The 17,172-nt window shown below is 67.5% G+C and carries 15 protein-coding genes and 1 tRNA gene; 8 read left to right on the top strand and 8 right to left on the bottom strand.

The features are described from left to right. Window positions 1-35 precede the first annotated feature (35 nt). On the top strand, window positions 36-1,151 hold the full coding sequence (locus CAL29_RS01035) for an RCC1 domain-containing protein (protein ID WP_094851158.1): 1,116 nt from the start codon (window positions 36-38) through the stop codon (window positions 1,149-1,151). A 99-nt stretch (window positions 1,152-1,250) separates the two neighbouring features. Here CAL29_RS01035 and CAL29_RS01030 read toward each other — a convergent pair. Both CAL29_RS01030 and ispB read right to left on the bottom strand, forming a co-directional pair. Continuing rightward, window positions 1,251-1,327: transfer RNA gene (locus CAL29_RS01030), tRNA-Pro, on the bottom strand. Window positions 1,328-1,383: 56 nt separating this feature from the next. Further along, complete coding sequence (gene ispB, locus CAL29_RS01025; protein ID WP_094851157.1) at window positions 1,384-2,349, bottom strand: octaprenyl diphosphate synthase; 966 nt, start codon at window positions 2,347-2,349, stop codon at window positions 1,384-1,386. 330 nt (window positions 2,350-2,679) lie between these two features. Here ispB and rplU point away from each other — a divergent pair, with 330 nt between their 5' ends. From rplU to proB, 4 genes are all read left to right on the top strand, one after another. Next, on the top strand, window positions 2,680-2,991 hold the full coding sequence (gene rplU, locus CAL29_RS01020) for a 50S ribosomal protein L21 (protein ID WP_094851156.1): 312 nt from the start codon (window positions 2,680-2,682) through the stop codon (window positions 2,989-2,991). 41 nt (window positions 2,992-3,032) lie between these two features. Further along, window positions 3,033-3,293: a 50S ribosomal protein L27 gene (gene rpmA / locus CAL29_RS01015; protein ID WP_094851155.1), complete on the top strand. Its 261-nt coding sequence runs from the start codon at window positions 3,033-3,035 to the stop codon at window positions 3,291-3,293. A 206-nt stretch (window positions 3,294-3,499) separates the two neighbouring features. After that, complete coding sequence (obgE, locus tag CAL29_RS01010; protein ID WP_094851154.1) at window positions 3,500-4,642, top strand: GTPase ObgE; 1,143 nt, start codon at window positions 3,500-3,502, stop codon at window positions 4,640-4,642. Between the two features lie 143 nt (window positions 4,643-4,785). Further along, on the top strand, window positions 4,786-5,934 hold the full coding sequence (proB, locus tag CAL29_RS01005) for a glutamate 5-kinase (RefSeq protein ID WP_094851153.1): 1,149 nt from the start codon (window positions 4,786-4,788) through the stop codon (window positions 5,932-5,934). 53 nt (window positions 5,935-5,987) lie between these two features. Here the strand turns inward: proB and CAL29_RS01000 are convergent, their stop codons facing one another. The 4 genes from CAL29_RS01000 to CAL29_RS00985 all read right to left on the bottom strand — a co-directional run bounded on the left by CAL29_RS01000 (window position 5,988) and on the right by CAL29_RS00985 (window position 11,080). Then, the gene (locus CAL29_RS01000; RefSeq protein ID WP_094851152.1) at window positions 5,988-7,532 is read right to left on the bottom strand and encodes a 3-hydroxyacyl-CoA dehydrogenase; all 1,545 of its coding nucleotides are present in this window, start codon (window positions 7,530-7,532) and stop codon (window positions 5,988-5,990) included. Window positions 7,533-7,664: 132 nt separating this feature from the next. Further along, complete coding sequence (locus CAL29_RS00995) at window positions 7,665-8,891, bottom strand: CaiB/BaiF CoA transferase family protein (RefSeq protein WP_094851151.1); 1,227 nt, start codon at window positions 8,889-8,891, stop codon at window positions 7,665-7,667. 206 nt (window positions 8,892-9,097) lie between these two features. Next, the gene (locus CAL29_RS00990) at window positions 9,098-10,249 is read right to left on the bottom strand and encodes an acyl-CoA dehydrogenase family protein (RefSeq protein WP_094851150.1); all 1,152 of its coding nucleotides are present in this window, start codon (window positions 10,247-10,249) and stop codon (window positions 9,098-9,100) included. Window positions 10,250-10,378: 129 nt separating this feature from the next. Then, the gene (locus tag CAL29_RS00985; protein WP_094852632.1) at window positions 10,379-11,080 is read right to left on the bottom strand and encodes a TetR/AcrR family transcriptional regulator; all 702 of its coding nucleotides are present in this window, start codon (window positions 11,078-11,080) and stop codon (window positions 10,379-10,381) included. Window positions 11,081-11,311: 231 nt separating this feature from the next. On the opposite strand from CAL29_RS00985, the gene CAL29_RS00980 reads away from it, so the two are divergent. Next, a complete protein-coding gene (locus CAL29_RS00980; protein ID WP_094851149.1) occupies window positions 11,312-11,521 on the top strand; it encodes a hypothetical protein in 210 nt (69 codons plus the stop codon). A 613-nt stretch (window positions 11,522-12,134) separates the two neighbouring features. Continuing rightward, a complete protein-coding gene (locus CAL29_RS00975; protein ID WP_094851148.1) occupies window positions 12,135-13,751 on the top strand; it encodes an ABC transporter substrate-binding protein in 1,617 nt (538 codons plus the stop codon). A gap of 30 nt (window positions 13,752-13,781) precedes the next feature. Here the strand turns inward: CAL29_RS00975 and CAL29_RS00970 are convergent, their stop codons facing one another. Beyond that, window positions 13,782-14,723 carry an SdiA-regulated domain-containing protein gene (locus CAL29_RS00970; RefSeq protein ID WP_094851147.1) on the bottom strand — a complete coding sequence of 314 codons (942 nt, stop codon included), beginning with the start codon at window positions 14,721-14,723 and terminating at the stop codon, window positions 13,782-13,784. A gap of 50 nt (window positions 14,724-14,773) precedes the next feature. After that, the gene (purT, locus tag CAL29_RS00965; protein WP_094851146.1) at window positions 14,774-16,006 is read right to left on the bottom strand and encodes a formate-dependent phosphoribosylglycinamide formyltransferase; all 1,233 of its coding nucleotides are present in this window, start codon (window positions 16,004-16,006) and stop codon (window positions 14,774-14,776) included. A 174-nt stretch (window positions 16,007-16,180) separates the two neighbouring features. Here purT and CAL29_RS00960 point away from each other — a divergent pair, with 174 nt between their 5' ends. Next, window positions 16,181-17,170, top strand: coding sequence for a KpsF/GutQ family sugar-phosphate isomerase (locus CAL29_RS00960; RefSeq protein WP_094851145.1), 990 nt, complete (start codon window positions 16,181-16,183; stop codon window positions 17,168-17,170). The last annotated feature ends 2 nt before the right edge of the window (window positions 17,171-17,172 follow it).

Raw genomic sequence — 17,172 nt, 5'->3', positions numbered from 1 at the left:
CCCGCATCCAACCACCTCCTTCCATCGGAACCGCCATGAGCCACGCTTCCTTCCGCCATCCCCAGACCGGCCAGGACCAGATCAATTCGCCCTTCGACAAGAACAACTGGGTCGCGCTCAGCGCCAACTACGAACACGCCGTCGCCATCGACGCCAACGGCTACGTATGGGGCTGGGGCAAGAACGACAAGGGGCAGTTGGGATTGGGCCCCGGAAAGGCCAATATGTACACGACCCCGCAGCGTATCGGCACCATCGTCAACGCGGTAGGCGTCGCCACCGGCACGTTCCACACGCTCATCATCGACGGCAGCGGCGAACTCTGGGGCGCCGGGCTCTCCGCGGCGGGCGTGCTCGGCACGCAGGCCCAGGCCACGCCCTTCTACAGCCTGACCAATCTCGGCGGCTTCAACACCCGATACGGCCGCTGGGTCGAGATCCACAGCAAGCGCGACCTCGCCATCGGCAAGACCGACAACAACATCTGGTGGTCCTGGGGAGACAACACGAAAGGCGCCGTCGGCATCGACCTGCCGGACAATTACCTGACCGCGCCCGAACCGCTGTTCGCGTCGAGCGCGAATATCGTCCAGGTAAGCGTCGGCATCGACGTGGGGGCGGCGGTGAGCAGCAGCGGCGACCTGTGGATCTGGGGGGACAACACCTTCAAGCAGATCTCCGCCGTGGCGCCTTCCGTCACCGCCACCACCGTGCGGGACGTGACCAAGGCCACGGCGAAAGCCGGCCAATGGCTGGGGGTGGCGGCCGGCCAGACCCATGTCCTCGCCCGCGACAGGAACAACATGCTCTGGGCATGGGGACGAGGCACGTCGGGCCAGTTGGGCATAGGCGACCAGATCGCTTCCGCCTACACCACGCCCATGCCCGTATCGCAGACGCTGCCGTCCGTCGGCATCCGATCCTACCTGGCGCTCGAGGCGAACGCCGCCAATTCCGGCGTGGTCGTGGAACAGACCGACGGCTCCCGGGCCGTGTACCTGTGGGGGAATAACGGCTATGGACAAGTCACCAGCACCGCCACCTCGACCGATGCCTACCTGTGGGTCCCTGTCCAGCCCACCGGCTCCGCCAACCTGAAAACCTGGTTCGCCCTGCAACTCGGCGACGGCTTCACGACGGCGCTTGCGTGAGCGCTTGCCGAAGCAACCCGGCACCCAAAAACAAAAACGCACAGCGATATGCTGTGCGTTTCAGTCCTTGCCGGTACAAGGGAAATTTGACCAAATCAATGGTCGGGGCGAGAGGATTCGAACCTCCGACTCCTGCGTCCCGAACGCAGTACTCTACCAGGCTGAGCTACGCCCCGTTTTTCACTACTCGTTTTTCACGACCATCGGTTGATGGTGTTTGCTATCGCGATCGCTATCGATCTCGATTCACCGCGAAAGCGCAGAATTCTAACAGACTTTCGCGATAAGTGGAAACCGGATAATTTGCCAGCGCCGAACGAGCCAGTTCCGCTTCGGCGCGGGCCGCTTCGCGGGCATGCGCCAGGGCGTCCGTATCGTTGATGGCGGCGGCCACGGCGGCGAAATCGGCGTCGCCGGTTTCGATCGCGTCGCGGATCAACTGGCGCTGCGCGGGCGTGCCGACTTCCATGACGCGGATCAGCGGCAAGGTGGGCTTGCCTTCGCGCAGGTCGTCGCCGACGTTCTTGCCCAGGGCCTGGGCGTCGCCGCTGTAGTCCAGCACGTCGTCCACCAGTTGGAAGGCGGTGCCGATGTGGCGGCCATAGGCCGCGGCCGCTTCCTCCTGCTCCGGCGTGGCGCCGGCCAGGATGGCGCCGACCTGGGCGGCGGCCTCGAACAGCTTGGCGGTCTTGTAGCGGACCACCTGCAGATAGCGCTCCTGCGACACGTCCGGGTCGTGCACGTTGAGCAGTTGCAGCACCTCGCCCTCGGCGATGACGGTGGTGGCCTGCGACAGGATGGCCATCACGCGCATCGAGTCGACGTCCACCATCATCTCGAAGGCGCGCGAGTACAGGTAGTCGCCCACCAGCACGCTGGCGGCGTTGCCGAACACCGCATTGGCGGTCTGGCGGCCGCGGCGCAGGTCGGACTCGTCGACCACGTCGTCGTGCAGCAAGGTGGCGGTGTGGATGAATTCCACCACGGCGGCCAGGGTGTGATGGTGCGTGCCGGCATAGCCCAGGGCCCGCGCGATCATCAGGAGCAAGGCGGGCCGCATGCGCTTGCCGCCGGCGCCGATGATGTAATCGCCGATCGTGCGTATCAGCACGACTTCGGAATCCAGGCGGCCGCGGATGACGGCATCCACCGATTTCATGTCATCGGCGATGGGAGCGATAAGATCGGGGAGATTCAAAACATTTCCGGCGGTCTGAGCGGGCCGAACGGCGGCCCGTGTAACTTGTGCCCCGCGCGCGTGCTTGCCTGCGCCCCGGGGGATCGGAGGATTATACGGGCTAAGCCGGCGGCGGCAGGGGCGGGGCAGGCCTTCCCGCGCCATCCGCCGCGCCGCGCCCCGCCGGATCCCCCCGTTGCCCCCGGGCGACACGTAACTCGTTGACCCGGCGCGGGTTTTTTGACTTTGCCAGGCTGGCGGGCTAGAATCCTCGATTCGGCATTCCGTGCGGGTGCGCCCGTGCGCCGAAGTTTTCTCGTTCTTTACAGAACTCATCCAAGGAATTAACCCATGTACGCGGTCATAAAAACCGGCGGCAAGCAGTATCGCGTTGCCGCAGGCGAAAAACTCAAGGTAGAACAGATACCTGCTGACATTGGGCAAGAAATCACCCTGGATCAAGTGCTGTCCGTTGGCGAAGGCGACCAGTTGAAGATTGGTACGCCCCTCGTTTCCGGCGCCTTGGTCAAGGCTACGGTTCTTGCGCATGGCCGGCACGACAAGGTCAAGATCTTCAAGATGCGCCGTCGCAAGCACTACCAGAAGCATCAGGGCCACCGTCAGAACTACACCGAGATCCGTATCGAAGCCATCACGGCTTGATGCGCCCATCCGGTACACCCTTATTTAGCAGGAGCTAAAAAATGGCACAGAAAAAGGGCGGCGGCTCTACGCGGAACGGCCGTGACTCAGAATCGAAGCGCCTGGGCGTCAAGGCCTACGGCGGCCAACTGATCCCGGCTGGCTCGATCATCGTGCGTCAGCGCGGCACGCGCGTCCACGCCGGCGTGAACGTCGGCATGGGCAAGGACCACACGCTGTACGCGCTGGTCGATGGCAAGGTGCAGTTCGCCATCAAGGGCGCCGGCAACAAGCAGACGGTTTCGATCGTCGCTGCCGAGTAATTGCCGTCCGGAATCCTTCGGGTTTCCCTACGGTAGGAACGGCTGAAAAGGCTCTGCCACACGCGGCAGGGCCTTTTTACCTTCCGCGGTTTGCATTAAAAAGAAAGTTCGCTTCATTGGGGTTTGCTCTTCCTGGCGTTTGCCGAAGCGCATCCGCCTGAAGCGCACCCACGTATTCTTCCCCTCATCCTTATCCGGTCCCCATCATGAAATTCGTCGATGAAGCCACCATAGAAGTCATTGCCGGCAAGGGCGGCAATGGCGTGGCGAGCTTTCGCCGCGAGAAATTCATTCCCAAAGGCGGCCCGGATGGCGGTGACGGCGGCCGCGGCGGCAGCATCCTGGCCGTCGCCGACCGCAACATCAACACCCTGATCGACTTCCGCTACGCCCGCCTGCACCGCGCCCGCAACGGCGAGAACGGCCGCGGTTCGGACCAGTACGGCGCGGCCGCGGCCGACATCGTGCTGCGCGTGCCGGTCGGCACCATCATCCACGACGCCGACACCGGCGAGCAGTTGTTCGACCTCAACCGCCACGGCCAGGAAGTGGTGCTGGCGGCCGGCGGCCAGGGCGGCATGGGCAACCTGCACTTCAAGTCCAGCGTCAACCGCGCGCCGCGCCAGTGGACGCCGGGCAAGGAAGGCGAGCAGCGCCGCCTGCGCATGGAACTGAAGGTGCTGGCCGACGTCGGCCTGCTGGGCCTGCCCAACGCCGGCAAGTCGACCCTGATCAGCAAGATCTCCAACGCGCGCCCCAAGATCGCCGACTATCCCTTCACCACGCTGCATCCCAACCTGGGCGTGGTGCGCACCTCCGCCTCGCGCAGCTTCGTGGTGGCCGACATTCCCGGCCTGATCGAGGGCGCCTCCGAAGGCGCGGGCCTGGGCCATCTGTTCCTGCGCCACCTGGCGCGCACCCGCGTGCTGCTGCACCTGGTGGACGTCTCCTCGCCCGACCCGGACGTGGATCCCATCCCCCAGGCCGTGGCCGACGCCCGCGCCATCGTCGAGGAATTGCGCCGCTATGACGAGACGCTGGCCAGCAAGCCACGCTGGCTGGTGCTGAACAAGCTGGACATGGTGGCCGACGACGCCGCCGACCTGCAAGCGCGCTTCTGCGCGGCCTTCGAGTGGACGGGCCCGGTCTACGCCGTGTCCGCCCTCACCGGCGAAGGCACGCAGGACCTGATCTGGGCGCTGCAAGACTACCTGGACGCGGAAAAGCGCAAGGACCAGATCGCCCAGGACCAGGCCGACGGCACCTACGTGCACGAGGACCCACGCTTCGACAGCACGCGGGGCCTGGCCGCGCCCGCCGAGACTCCGCCGCGCGGCGGTGACGAATAAGCCATAATTCCGTTCCGTCACCCTGCCCGCGGGGATCGCTCCGCAGGTTTCCGCCCGCCACCGGCGGCGCAGGCACCCACCGGCCCCGGCCGGACCCGCGCCGCCTCCGGGTTTCGTTTCAACGCACCGCCCCGGCCCGCGCCATGATCGCTGCCAACCAAGCTGTCTCCGAGTCCGTCTCCGTCGTCGCCGCCGCCAACCGGCTGGTGGCCAAGGTCGGCTCCTCCCTCGTCACCAATGAAGGCCGCGGCCTGGACCGCGCCGCCGTCGCCCACTGGGCCGCGCAGATCTCCTCGCTGCGCCAGCAGGGCAAGCAGATCGTGCTGGTCTCCAGCGGCGCCGTCGCCGAGGGCATGGCGCGCCTGGGCTGGCGCAAGCGGCCGTCGGTGATGCACGAGCTGCAGGCCGCCGCGGCCGTCGGGCAAATGGGCCTGGCGCAGGCCTATGAAGCCGCCTTCGCCGAGCATGGCCTGCGCACCGCGCAGATCCTGCTGACGCATGAAGACCTGGCCGACCGGCATCGCTACCTGAACGCGCGCTCCACGCTTTTCGCCCTGCTGCGGCTGGGCGTGGTGCCCATCGTCAACGAAAACGACACGGTGGTCACCGATGAAATCCGCTTCGGCGACAACGACACGCTGGGCGCGCTGGTCACCAACCTGATCGAAGCGGACACGCTGATCATCCTCACCGACCAGCGCGGCCTCTACGAATCCGATCCGCGCAAGAACCCGGACGCGCGCTTCGTCTCGCACGCCCAGGCCGGCGACCCGGCGCTGGAGGCCATGGCCGGCGGCGCCGGCAGCGGCGTCGGCACCGGCGGCATGCTGACCAAGATCCTGGCGGCCAAGCGCGCCGCGCACAGCGGCGCCCATACCGTCATCGCCTCGGGCCGCGAACGCGACGTGCTGGTGCGGCTGTCGCAGGGCGAATGCATAGGCAGCGAATTGCGCGCCGTGCTGCCGGTCTGGTCGGCGCGCAAGCAATGGCTGGCCGACCATCTGCGCCTGCGCGGCCACGTGGTCCTGGACGCCGGCGCGGTGCACGCGCTGATGAACGAAGGCAAGAGCCTGCTGCCGATCGGCGTGACCGAGGTGCATGGGGATTTCGAACGCGGCGACGTCATCGCCTGCGTCGACCAGGAAGGACGCGAGTGCGCGCGCGGCCTCGTCAACTACTCGTCGGCCGACACGCGCCGCATCATGCGGCAGCCCTCCACGCAGATCGCCGCCATCCTCGGCAGCATGACCGACCCGGAACTGGTGCACCGCGATAATCTCGTGGTGCTCTGAAGGGAGACGCGGACGGCCGGATGGCGCGTCCGCCCCTCCTCAGGCCCCTGGCATCAAGCCAGGCTTTTCGCCTGCAATGACATCCCCAGTTGCACGCGCCGCTGCAGCCACAGGCTGGGGCGGTAGCGCGGGTCGCCGGTCACCCGCTGCATATTGCGCAGGATCTCCAGGATGCGCGCCGCGCCCAGCGCGTCGCCCAGCGCCAGCGGACCCATGGGATAGCCCAGGCCCAGCCGCACGGCCTGGTCGATGTCCTCCGGCGTGGCGATCCGCTGCTGGGCGATGTCCGCCGCGATGTTCACGATGCAGGCGACGATGCGCTGCGCCACGAAGCCCGGCGAGTCCTGCACCACGCTGACGGCCGCGCCGTCGGCGGCGAACAGCCCATGCGCCGCGTCGCGCCAGCGCGGCTCGGTGGCCGGCGACACCATCAAGGTGCGGCGCTGGCCGCCCTTCAGGCCGTTGAACGTATCGATGCCCACCGTGCGGGCCGGGTCCAGTCCCTGCGTGTAGACCGCGGTGGAAACGTCCTCGCCGTAGGGCGTGACGACGATCAAGGCGTCATCGGGCGCCTCGCTGGCGGTGGACAGCTCGAAACCCGCCTGCAACGGGCCGGATTTCAACTGCTTCAGCAAGCCTTGCGCGCATTCCAGGCCCTGCGGGTGGACGGGGCTCACCCATACCTTGAGTCCGCCCGGCAAGGCGGGCGCGGCCGCTTCGGCCGGCGTCTGCTTCTGGCCGTCGACGTAGCGGTAAAAGCCCTCGCCCGCCTTGCGGCCGATCAGGCCGCCGGCCAGGCGCACGGTGGTCAAGGGCGACGGCCGGAACCGCGCCTCGTCGAAGAACTGCCGGTAGATCGACTCCATCACGGGATGCGACACGTCGAGCGAGGTCAGGTCCATCAGCTCGAAGGGGCCCATGCGGAAGCCGGCCTGTTCGCGCATGATGGCGTCGATCTGGTCGAACGTCGCCACCGATTCCTGCGCGACGCGCAAGCCTTCCGTATTCAGGCCGCGGCCGGCGTGGTTGACGATGAACCCCGGCATGTCGCGCGCCCGCACCGGCGTATGCCCCATGCGGCTCGCCAGCGCCATCAGGGCGTCGCCGGCGGCGGGGTCGCCGCGCAGGCCGTCGACCACCTCGACCACCTTCATCAAGGGCACGGGATTGAAGAAATGGAAGCCGGCGACGCGGCCCGGCAGGCGACAGCCCGAGGCGATCGCCGTGATCGACAGCGACGAGGTGTTCGACGCCAGGATGCAATCGTCGGCCACCACCGCTTCCAGCTTGCCGAAGACTTCGCGCTTGACGTCCAGGCGCTCGACGATGGCCTCGATCACCAGTTGGCAGTCAGCCAGTTCCTCCAGCGCCTTGCAGGCGACGACGCGCTGCAAGGCGGCCTCCGCGTCGGCGGCCTCCATCTTGCCCTTCTGCACCAGCTTGTCCCACGTCTGCCGCAAGCTCGCGCATGCCGCCTGCACGGCGTCGGCGCTGGCGTCGAACAGCTTGACCCGCAAGCCCGCCTGGGCGGCGATCTGTGCGATACCGCGTCCCATCGCGCCGGCGCCCAGCACGCCCACAGTTTCGATCGGCTTCATTTCTTCTGCTCCTGCTTTGCTACGGATACCGGACCGGCGCCCGGAATGGCGCCGGCGTTGATGCCGGGAGCGACGGACTTGCGCGGTCGCTCCGCGTGCGGCAATCGGATTGCGCGAGGCCGGCGCGCCGGCTCATCGACCGGACGCCAGCGCCTCGATCTCCGCCTCGGACAAGCCCAGGCGCTCGCGCAGCACCTGCGCGGTGTGCTCGCCCAGCATGGGCGGCGCGTGGCGATATTCGACCGGGCTGCCCGACAGGCGCAGCGGACTGCCCGCGATGGGCGTCGTGCCGGCCGCCGGGTGCGGCAGCTCCCGCTTCATCTGGCGGAAAACCACCTGCGGATCCTCGTACACCTGGTCCAGCGTATTGATGGGGCCAGCGGGCACGCCCGCGCGCTCCAGGTCGGCCAGCCAGCGGTCGCGCTCGCCTTGCGCCATGCGCTCGACCAGCAGCGGCACCAGCGCCTCCCGATTGACCACGCGCTTCGGGTTGGTGTTGAAGCGCGGATCGTCCGCCAGCTCGGGCAGGCCGATGACGCCGCAATACGCGCGGAACTGGCTGTCGTTGCCCACCGCCACGATCATGTGGCCGTCGCGGACCGCGAAGACCTGGTAGGGCACCAGGTTCTGGTGCGCGTTGCCCGCCCGGCGCGGCGCCTTGCCCGAGGTCATGTAGTTCAGGTTCTGGTTCGCCAGCATGGCGACCTGGCAGTCGAGCAGGGCCATGTCGATATGCTGGCCCAGGCCGCTGCGGCCGCGCTCGTGCAGCGCCGCCAGGATGCCCACCGTCGAATACATGCCGGTCATCAGGTCCGCCACCGCGACGCCGGCCTTCTGCGGGCCGCCGCCCGGCAGGTCGTCGCGTTCGCCGGTGATGCTCATGAGCCCGCCCATGCCCTGGATCATGAAGTCGTAGCCGGGACGGGAGGCGTAGGGCCCCGTCTGGCCGAAGCCGGTGATGGAGCAATAGATGAGGCCGGGGTTTTCCTTGCTCAGGCTCTCGTAGTCGAGGCCGTACTTGCGCAGGCCGCCCACCTTGAAGTTCTCCACCAGGATGTCGCTCTGGCGCGCCAGGTCGCGCACCAGTTCGGCGCCGCGCGGCGTGGCGATGTCCAGCGCGACGGACAGCTTGTTGCGGTTGGCGGAGAGGTAGTACGCCGCCTCGCTCGTATCGTTGCCGTCCTGGTCCTTCAGGTACGGGGGCCCCCAGCCGCGCGTATCGTCGCCCGCGCCTGGCCGCTCGATCTTGACGACCTCGGCGCCGAGATCGGCCAGGTTTTGGGTGCACCAGGGGCCCGCGAGCACGCGGGTCAGGTCGAGGACGCGGATACCGGTCAGGGGAGCAGGACGAGTGGACATAAAACCGAGAAATAGCGATTGAGGGAGGCGGACACCGTCCGCCGCGGTCTGGCCATGCGGGGCGCGGCCGTCGAAAGCCGCAAGGCGGCCGCACGGCGCGAGCCGGCCGGTTGCCGCGCTGGGGCTATTTTGCCCCAAACGGGGGGGACGACGTCCGGTGTCGGCCGAACGAACGACCGACTGGACGACCGGACGGCGCGCTCGATTCAATAACCGTGCGCCTTCATGGTTTCGCGGGCGACGACCAGTTGCTGGATCTGCGTGGTGCCCTCGTAGATGCGGAACAGGCGCACGTCGCGATAGAAGCGCTCGACCGCGTATTCCGATACGTAGCCCGCGCCGCCGTGGATCTGCACCGCGCGGTCGGCCACCCGCCCGACCATTTCGGCGGCGTAGAGCTTGCAGGAGGCCGCCTCCAGCGTGGTGTTCTCGCCCCGGTCGCGCTTGCGCGCGGCATCCATGACCATGCAGCGCGCCGCGTAGGCTTCCGTCTGGCTGTCCGCGATCATGGCCTGGACGAGCTGGAACTCGGCGATCGGCTTGCCGAACTGCTTGCGCTCGGCCGCGTAGCGCACGGCGTCGGCGATCAGGCGCTGCGCCGTCCCGACGCACAGCGCCGAGATATGCAGGCGGCCCTTGTCCAGCACGCGCATGGCGGTGCGAAAGCCGATTCCTTCCTGGCCGCCCAGCAGCGCCGAGGCGGGCACGCGGCAGTTGTCGAAGATCACGTCGCAGGTCAGCGCGCCGGCCTGCCCCATCTTCTTGTCGGGCTTGCCCAGCGTCAGGCCCGGCGTGCCGGCCTCCACCAGGAAGCAGGAAATGGCGTCGGCCTTGCGTTCCTGGCTGGTGCGCGCCATCACGGAGAACAGGCCGGCGACCGGCGCGTTGGTGATGAAGCGCTTGGTGCCGTTGAGGATGTAGTGATCGCCGTCGCGCCGGGCGAAAGTGCGCAGCGACATGGCGTCCGAGCCGGCCTCCGGCTCGGTCAGGGCGAAGGAGCCGATGATCTCGCCGCTGGCCAGCTTGGGCAGGTAGCGCTTGCGCTGCTCGTCGGTGCCGGCCATGACGATGGCTTGCGAGCCGATGCCGATATTGGTGCCGGCCAGGGAGCGGAAGGCCGGCGAGGTGTGGCCCAGCGCCATGGCGACCTGGACTTCTTCTTCCATAGTCAGGCCCAGGCCGCCGTATTCGGGCGCGATGGACAGGCCGAACAGTCCCAGTTCGCGCATTTCCTCGACGATGGCCGGCGGGATCTCGCCGGTCTCGGCGACTTCGTGCTCGGCGGGGATGAGCCGTTCGTCGACGAAACGGCGCACCGCTTCCAGCAACAGGTTGAGGGTTTCATGGTCGAGGGCCATCGTGGATCTCCTGGGGTATTTCCGATGCGTATGAGTGCGTTGCGTATGAATTGCGATGCGTCTGAATTGCGTTGCGTACGAACTGCGATGCTTATGAACGCGCAAGGGCCCGGCGGCCCGGTATCCGACTCAGGGATGCGCGGGCGGCGGCGCCTCGCCGGCCGCCGCCGGCGTCTGGCGCAGGCCGCCCAGCAGCAGGTCGTAATAGCCCTCCGCCACCGACTCGGCGCTCTGGCCCTGGCCCGGCTTGTACCAGCGCGCCATCCAATTCAGCATGGACAGGATGGCCCGGCCGGTCCCCGCGGGGTCGATGCCGCGAAAGACGCCCTGCGCGACGCCGTCGGCGATCAAGCCGCGCAGCAGATGTTCATAGTCGTCGCGCAAGCGGGCCGCGTCTTCGCGGTACACCGGGCTCATGCCCGAATAGCCGATCAGCATGGCGACGAATTTCGCGTGGTGCGCCTCCAGGTGGCGGGCATGCGCCAGCATGAAGGCGCGCAGGCGCGCGGCCGGCCCCTCGGCGGCCGCCACGGCGTCGGCCACGGCCTGGCCCAGCGTGCTCAGCGTCTCGATGATGATGGCGTCGTAGATGTCCTGCTTGGTGCGGAAGTAGTGATAGATGGCCGCTTTGGACATGCCTAGCCGCGCCGCCACGTCGGCCATGGCGCTGTTCTCGTAGCCGCTCTCGGCGAACAGGCGCGCGGCCTCGGCCAGGATGCTGGCGCGCGGGGCCGGCATGGAAGGCGGACGGCCGGCGCGCGGGCGCGGCGGCGCGGAGGCGTCGGCCGCGATGGCCGGGACAGGCGTGGATGAAGGGGATGTCGTGCTCATGGCGTCCATTCTAATTACTTACCGACTGGACGGTAAATAATTTTTTATGGCGCTTATCCCCTTGAACCACCGCCTGTGGCCCCTCCTCCGCCCGTCTGCCGGGGGCACTGTCATGCTTGTTTACAACACAACTAGGGTTTACCCCTAATTTCATGTTGCGCTGCACCTAGGGTATTCCCTATAATGGTTTTCACTGATGCAGCACATGACGCAACACCCCGGAGAAAGACCATGACGAACATTGCCCTGAACCACGCCCGCCTGACCGACGCCCTCGAACGCGACATTCTGGATGCCACCATGACCCAACAAACCGCCGCCCACCCCTTCGCCGCCATCAAGCGCGCTGTCGGCGCCTTCTTCGACTTCATCGACGAAGTGCAGGAAACGATGAACCAGGCCCGCGCCACCAGCAGCCGCTTCTCCGGCTCGCAGTGGTAAGCAAGCGCCTCGGTGGATGTTTCCGATTTCCGCCGCGATAGCAGCAGTTAGCAGTAAATAGCAAGCAGTAGTAGTTGTACCTGGTATGTCGCCCACAACGTGGCGGCAAGCAGCACCCGCAGCGACAGGCGCTCTCGCGCATACCCTGCCGGTCTCGTGCGCTTGCCGGTACTTAGCGGGATTTACGAGGTATAGCAGTATCGTTGCAGCCACTTGGTAGCTGTTGCAGCACTCGCAGAACCCGGTACCCTGCGTACCCGCGGCCTCTGCAAGCGCCGGCGCCAAGGCAGGCAGCAAGCGTCGGCGAATTCGCGGCAGTATTGGCGAATTCGCCGCACGATGAGAGCAGTTTCACTGCCCTCGACATCAAAAAAGCCCGCGACCGCCGCGGTTCGCCCCTCGTCCCATCGGACTGTCGCGCGAACCGCCCCGGCCGCCGACTTCCTCCCTCCTCGATTTCCCCCCTTCTTCCGATTCGCGCCCCGGCAAACGCCTGCGGGTAACAGCGAATTGACAGTGTTTCCCCCCCATCCGGATAATCGGCCCCCGTCCTAAACGGTGCGTCGCCATGGCTGGAGCCGTCATGGCGCCGTACGTTCCTTCCGGAGTTTCTATGCTGTCTCGTCTTACCCTGGGGCTGCTCGCCGCCGCCGGCATCGCCGCGACCCTCCCCGCGCAGGCCCAGTCGCTGAAGATCGCCGTCTCGGCGGAAGCCACTTCAGCCGATCCGCACTATCACAAGAACACCGCCAACGAAGCCCTGGCGGCGCATGTGTACGAGATGCTGATCGGACGCGACGCCAACATGAAACTGGTGCCGCGCCTGGCGACCTCCTGGAAGAACACCGACGACCTGACCTGGGAAATCAAGCTGCGCGACGGCGTGAAGTTCTCCAACGGCCAGCCCTTCACCTCGGAAGACGTGCTGTTCACCATCTGCCGCACGCTGAACAACAAGACCAACATCTCCGACTCCTACGCCACGTTCACCAAGCTGTTCTCGGACGTGCAGACGCCGGACGCGCACACGGTCATCATCAAGACCCGCGAGCCGCTGCCCGTCATGCCGCAGGAACTGGCGCGCTCGCTGTCCATCATCTGGAACGGCATCCTCCCGCACGGCAAGCTGACGTTCGACCCCGACCATGGCTGCGGCGTCACCGGCCCCTGGCCGACCAATGCCGACTTCAACAACGGCAAGGACGCCATCGGCACCGGTCCCTACGTCCAGAAGTCCTGGATCAAGGGCACGGGCGTCGAACTGGAGCGCAACGAAAACTACTGGGGTACCAAGCCGGCCTGGAAGGAAGTCAAGATGGTGCCGGTGCCCAATGCGGGCCCGCGCCTGACGGGCCTGCTGTCGGGCGACTTCGACGTCATCGAGAACCCGGCCGCCCGCGACCTGCAGCGCCTGAAGGACAACCCCAAGTTCGGCTACGTCGCCACGCCCTCGACCCGCCTGGTGTTCTTCCAACCCGACGTGGCGCGTTCGCCCAGCCCCTTCGTCAAGGCGCCCGACGGCAAGAACCCCCTGCAGGACGTGCGCGTGCGGCGCGCCATCTCCATGGCCATCGACCGCAAGACCATCGACGCCCGCATCATGGACGGCCTGGCCACCCCGGCCTACCAGTTCATGCCCGACGGCATGTTCGGCGGCCTGCCCAAGGCCCCGGAAATCAAGTACGACCCCGAAGGCGCCAAGAAGCTGCTGGCCGAGGCCGGCTACCCGAACGGCTTCGAACTGACCATTTCCGGCACCAACGACCGCTACATCAACGACGGCCAGATCATGCAGGCGGTGGCGCAGTACCTGTCGCGCATCGGCATCAAGACCAATGTGGACGCGATGACCGCCTCCATCTACTTCCCCAAGCGCGCCAAGCGCGAGTTCAGCTTCTCGCTGGGCGGCTGGCCGTCGGAAGTGGGCGAGGCGTCGGCGCTGTTCCAATTGTGGGTAGTCTCGCTGGACGCGCCCAAGTCGTTCGGCACCAGCAACTACGGCGGCTATTCCAATCCGGCCTTCGACAAGCTCTACATTCCCGGGTCGGTCACGGTGGACCCGGAGAAGCGCCGCGCGCTGTATGAGCAGGCGACCAAGATCGCCCTCGACGACGTGGCGCTGATCCCCCTGCACTTCGAAAGCTCGATCTGGGCCTTCCGCAAGGGCCTGACGTACGAAGGCCGCCGCGACCAGTTCACGCTGGCCATGTCGGTCAAGCCCGCCAAGTAACCCGGCAAAAGTAATGCGGCAAAAGCCTCCCTACGGGGAGGCTTTTTCTTTCCGGAAGCGGTAGAACAGGTTCGGTTCGCTGATGATGTACAGATTGCCCTCGTCGTCCAGCGCGATGCCCTCCGCCTGGGGAATGTCGTCCCGCAAGCCATGATGGCCGGCGCGCAGGTCCATCATGCCCACCGGCCGTCCCGCCGCGTCCATCTCGATGACCAGCTTGGACTCGTCGGACAGCACCAGCAGGTGCTCCGTGCGGCTATCGAAGACCATTCCCGAGATATCGGTCACGAACAGGCGCCGGTCGCGCGCCGGATCCACCCCCACGCTGACGTTCACCGCCTGGCCCGAAGGGGCGAACAGGCCGTCGACCTCGAAGATGCGGACGGGATCGTTTTCCTTGGCGATGTACAGGCGGCGCCGGGCGGGATCGTAGGCCAGCCCCTCGAAGCCGCGGTTGTCGTCGTCCGGCGGCCCCAGCGTCAACTGGCGCGAGGCCTGCGCGTCCAACGCCACTTTTTCGGTGCGCTCGTCGAGCGCCACCTCGGTCACGCGCCGCCGCCGCTCCTCGGCGATCATGTAGCGGCCCGGTCCGAGATATTCCACGGCCTCGGGATCGCGGAAACCGGAAAGGTCGATCCGCCGCCGCAGCGCGCCGTCCAGGGACAGCTCGAGCAGATGGGGATCGCGGTTGGTGATGCTGACCAGCACGCGCCGCTGCGCGTCATAGGTCGCCGACGACATGTTTCGTTCGTCGCCGACCGGCAAGGCCTGGATATCGGCAACGTAGCCGCCCAGGCCGACCTGCCCGGCGGGCGCGGCGGACTGGACCTTGGCGATCTCCTGCTGCAACCAGAAGCGCTGGCGCGACACCCAGCGGCTCTCCCACCCCCACCAGGCCGCGGCCGCCACGGCAACCACGGCCGCCAGGCCGATCAGCCGGAGAGACTTGCGCCGGAGAGCGATGCGCGGCACGGCGAAACGACGCGACGGGCCGGATGGCCGGGGGGCCGGGAGCCCGGGCCTCAGCCCTGGCCCTGGTCCGCCGCCTTGACCGTGACCTTGCCCGAGACGCGCAGCGCCTTGGCGCGGGCGGCCTCGACGTCGCCGGCCGTGGCCAGCGCCACGCCCATGCGGCGCTTGACGAAGGATTCGGGCTTGCCGAAGAGGCGCAGGTCGGTGCCCGGCTCGGCCAGGGCCTCGGCCACGCCGTGGAAGGTCACCGCGCGGGCGTCGACGCCGCCGTAGATGACGCTGCTGGCGCCGGCCTGGCGCAGGGAAGGATCCACCGGCAGACCCAGCAGGGCGCGGGCATGCAGCTCGAATTCGTTCTGCGCCTGGGTGATCATGGTCACCATGCCGGTGTCGTGCGGACGCGGGCTGACCTCGGAGAACCAGACCTGGTCGCCGGCCACGAACAATTCGACGCCGAATATCCCCAGGCCGCCCAGTTCGCCCGTCACTTTCAGGGCGATGTCGCGCGCGGCCTCCAGCGCCTTGGCGGACATGGGATGCGGCTGCCAGCTTTCGACGTAGTCGCCGTCCACCTGCTTGTGGCCGATGGGCGCGCAGAAGCCGGTCTGGACCTCGCCCGAGGCGCCGCGCGAGCGCACCGTCAGTAGGGTGATTTCATAGTCGAAGTGGATGAAGCCCTCGACGATGGCGCGGCCGGCGCCGACCCGGCCGCCTTCCAGGGCATAGCGCCAGGCCCGGGCGATGTCCTCCGGGCCCTTGAGCACGGACTGGCCCTTGCCCGACGAGGACATGACCGGCTTGATGACGCAGGGATAGCCGATGCCGCCGTCGATGGCCGCCCGCAGCTCGTCCTCGGTGTCGACGAAGCGGTAGGGCGAGGTGGGCAGGCCCAGCGTTTCGGCGGCCAGCCGGCGGATGCCTTCGCGGTTCATGGTCAATTGGGCGGCGCGCGCGGTCGGCGTGACCCGCACGGCGCCGGCGGCCTCCAGCTCGACCAGCAGGTCCGTGGCGATGGCCTCGATTTCCGGCACGATGACGTCCGGCTTTTCCTGCTCGATGACGGCGCGCAGGGCATCGCGGTCGGTCATGGACACGACGTGGGCGCGATGCGCCACCTGCTGCCCGGGCGCGTCCGCATAGCGGTCGACGGCGATGACCTCCACGCCCAGGCGCTGCAGGGCGATGACGACTTCCTTGCCCAGCTCGCCGGCTCCCAGCAGCATGACACGGGTGGCGGCGGGGGACAGGGGCGTGCCCAGGACGGGGGCCGGAATCGAAGACATGGAGAAAACCTGATGAAATGTAAAGAAACGGGATGCAAGGCAGCTATGGCCCGCGGGACGGGACCCCGGCGCGGCGTCCCGGACGGGGCGGACCAGGCGAGCGCGAGGCGAGCCGCCAGGATGCCATAGCCACTATCCGGGGGCAACTTGCCGCGCTGCGATTAAAATCGGCCAATGAACGCTCTTCCCGCAACGACTCCCGAGGCAACCCTGGCCTCGGCCCGCCGCACGCTGGCCATCGAAGCGCAAGCCCTGCGCGACCTCGAGGCGCGCCTGGACGACAGCTTCGCGCAGGCGGTCGACATGCTGCTTCACTGCCGCGGCCGCGTCGTCGTCACCGGCATCGGCAAGACCGGCCACGTCGCCAGCAAGGTCGCCGCCACGCTGGCGTCGACCGGCACGCCGGCCTTCTTCATGCATGCCGGCGAAGCCGCGCACGGCGATCTCGGCATGATCACCGCCGACGACGTCATGCTGGCCATCTCCTATTCGGGCTCCGGCTCGGAGCTGCTGACCATCGTCCCGGTGGCGCGCCGCATGGGCGCCCACGTCATCGCGATGACCGGCAAGCCGGCGTCCGAGCTCGCCAAGCTGGCGGATATCCACCTGGACGTCAGCGTGGCGCAGGAGGCCTGCCCGATGAACCTGGCGCCCACCGCCAGCACCACGGCGGCGCTGGCCATGGGCGACGCCCTGGCGGTCGCCTGCCTGGAAGCGCGCGGCTTCGGGCCCGAGGACTTCGCCCGCTCGCACCCGGGCGGCGCCCTGGGCCGCCGCCTGCTCACCCACGTGCGCGACGTCATGCGCAAGGGCGCCGCCCTGCCCACCGTCGGCCCCGACGCCCCCCTGTCGCGGGCGCTGGAGGAAATGTCGGCCAAGGGCATGGGCATGACCGTGGTAATCGACGAAAATCGCCATCCCATCGGCATCTTCACCGACGGCGACCTGCGCCGGCTGATTGAACGCCATGGGGACATCCGCGGTCTGACCATCACGGAGGGCATGACGCGGTCGCCCCGCACCGTGCCGCCCGACGCGCTGGCGGTGGTGGCGGCGGAACAAATGGATACCCTGCGTCTGAGCCAGATGCTGGTACTGGACGAAAACGGCGCGCTGCTGGGCGCGCTGCACATGCACGACCTGATGGCGGCAAAGGTGGTATGAAC

The organism is Bordetella genomosp. 10 (genome assembly GCF_002261225.1).
Lineage (GTDB): Bacteria > Pseudomonadota > Gammaproteobacteria > Burkholderiales > Burkholderiaceae_B > Bordetella_C.
The sequence above is the reverse complement of the archived record's forward strand: the minus strand, read 5'-3'. Positions and strand labels throughout refer to the sequence as shown.

Excerpts from the sequence above, each read along its gene's own strand:
- CAL29_RS00980 (WP_094851149.1), top strand. The coding sequence starts at position 11,312 with ATGACGAACATTGCCCTGAACCACGCCCGCCTGACCGACGCCCTCGAA.
- CAL29_RS00985 (WP_094852632.1), bottom strand. The coding sequence starts at position 11,080 with ATGAGCACGACATCCCCTTCATCCACGCCTGTCCCGGCCATCGCGGCC.
- CAL29_RS01035 (WP_094851158.1), top strand. The coding sequence starts at position 36 with ATGAGCCACGCTTCCTTCCGCCATCCCCAGACCGGCCAGGACCAGATC.
- CAL29_RS00960 (WP_094851145.1), top strand. The coding sequence starts at position 16,181 with ATGAACGCTCTTCCCGCAACGACTCCCGAGGCAACCCTGGCCTCGGCC.
- CAL29_RS00990 (WP_094851150.1), bottom strand. The coding sequence starts at position 10,249 with ATGGCCCTCGACCATGAAACCCTCAACCTGTTGCTGGAAGCGGTGCGC.
- proB (WP_094851153.1), top strand. The coding sequence starts at position 4,786 with ATGATCGCTGCCAACCAAGCTGTCTCCGAGTCCGTCTCCGTCGTCGCC.
- CAL29_RS01000 (WP_094851152.1), bottom strand. The coding sequence starts at position 7,532 with ATGAAGCCGATCGAAACTGTGGGCGTGCTGGGCGCCGGCGCGATGGGA.
- rpmA (WP_094851155.1), top strand. The coding sequence starts at position 3,033 with ATGGCACAGAAAAAGGGCGGCGGCTCTACGCGGAACGGCCGTGACTCA.
- CAL29_RS00995 (WP_094851151.1), bottom strand. The coding sequence starts at position 8,891 with ATGTCCACTCGTCCTGCTCCCCTGACCGGTATCCGCGTCCTCGACCTG.
- purT (WP_094851146.1), bottom strand. The coding sequence starts at position 16,006 with ATGTCTTCGATTCCGGCCCCCGTCCTGGGCACGCCCCTGTCCCCCGCC.
- CAL29_RS00975 (WP_094851148.1), top strand. The coding sequence starts at position 12,135 with ATGCTGTCTCGTCTTACCCTGGGGCTGCTCGCCGCCGCCGGCATCGCC.
- obgE (WP_094851154.1), top strand. The coding sequence starts at position 3,500 with ATGAAATTCGTCGATGAAGCCACCATAGAAGTCATTGCCGGCAAGGGC.
- rplU (WP_094851156.1), top strand. The coding sequence starts at position 2,680 with ATGTACGCGGTCATAAAAACCGGCGGCAAGCAGTATCGCGTTGCCGCA.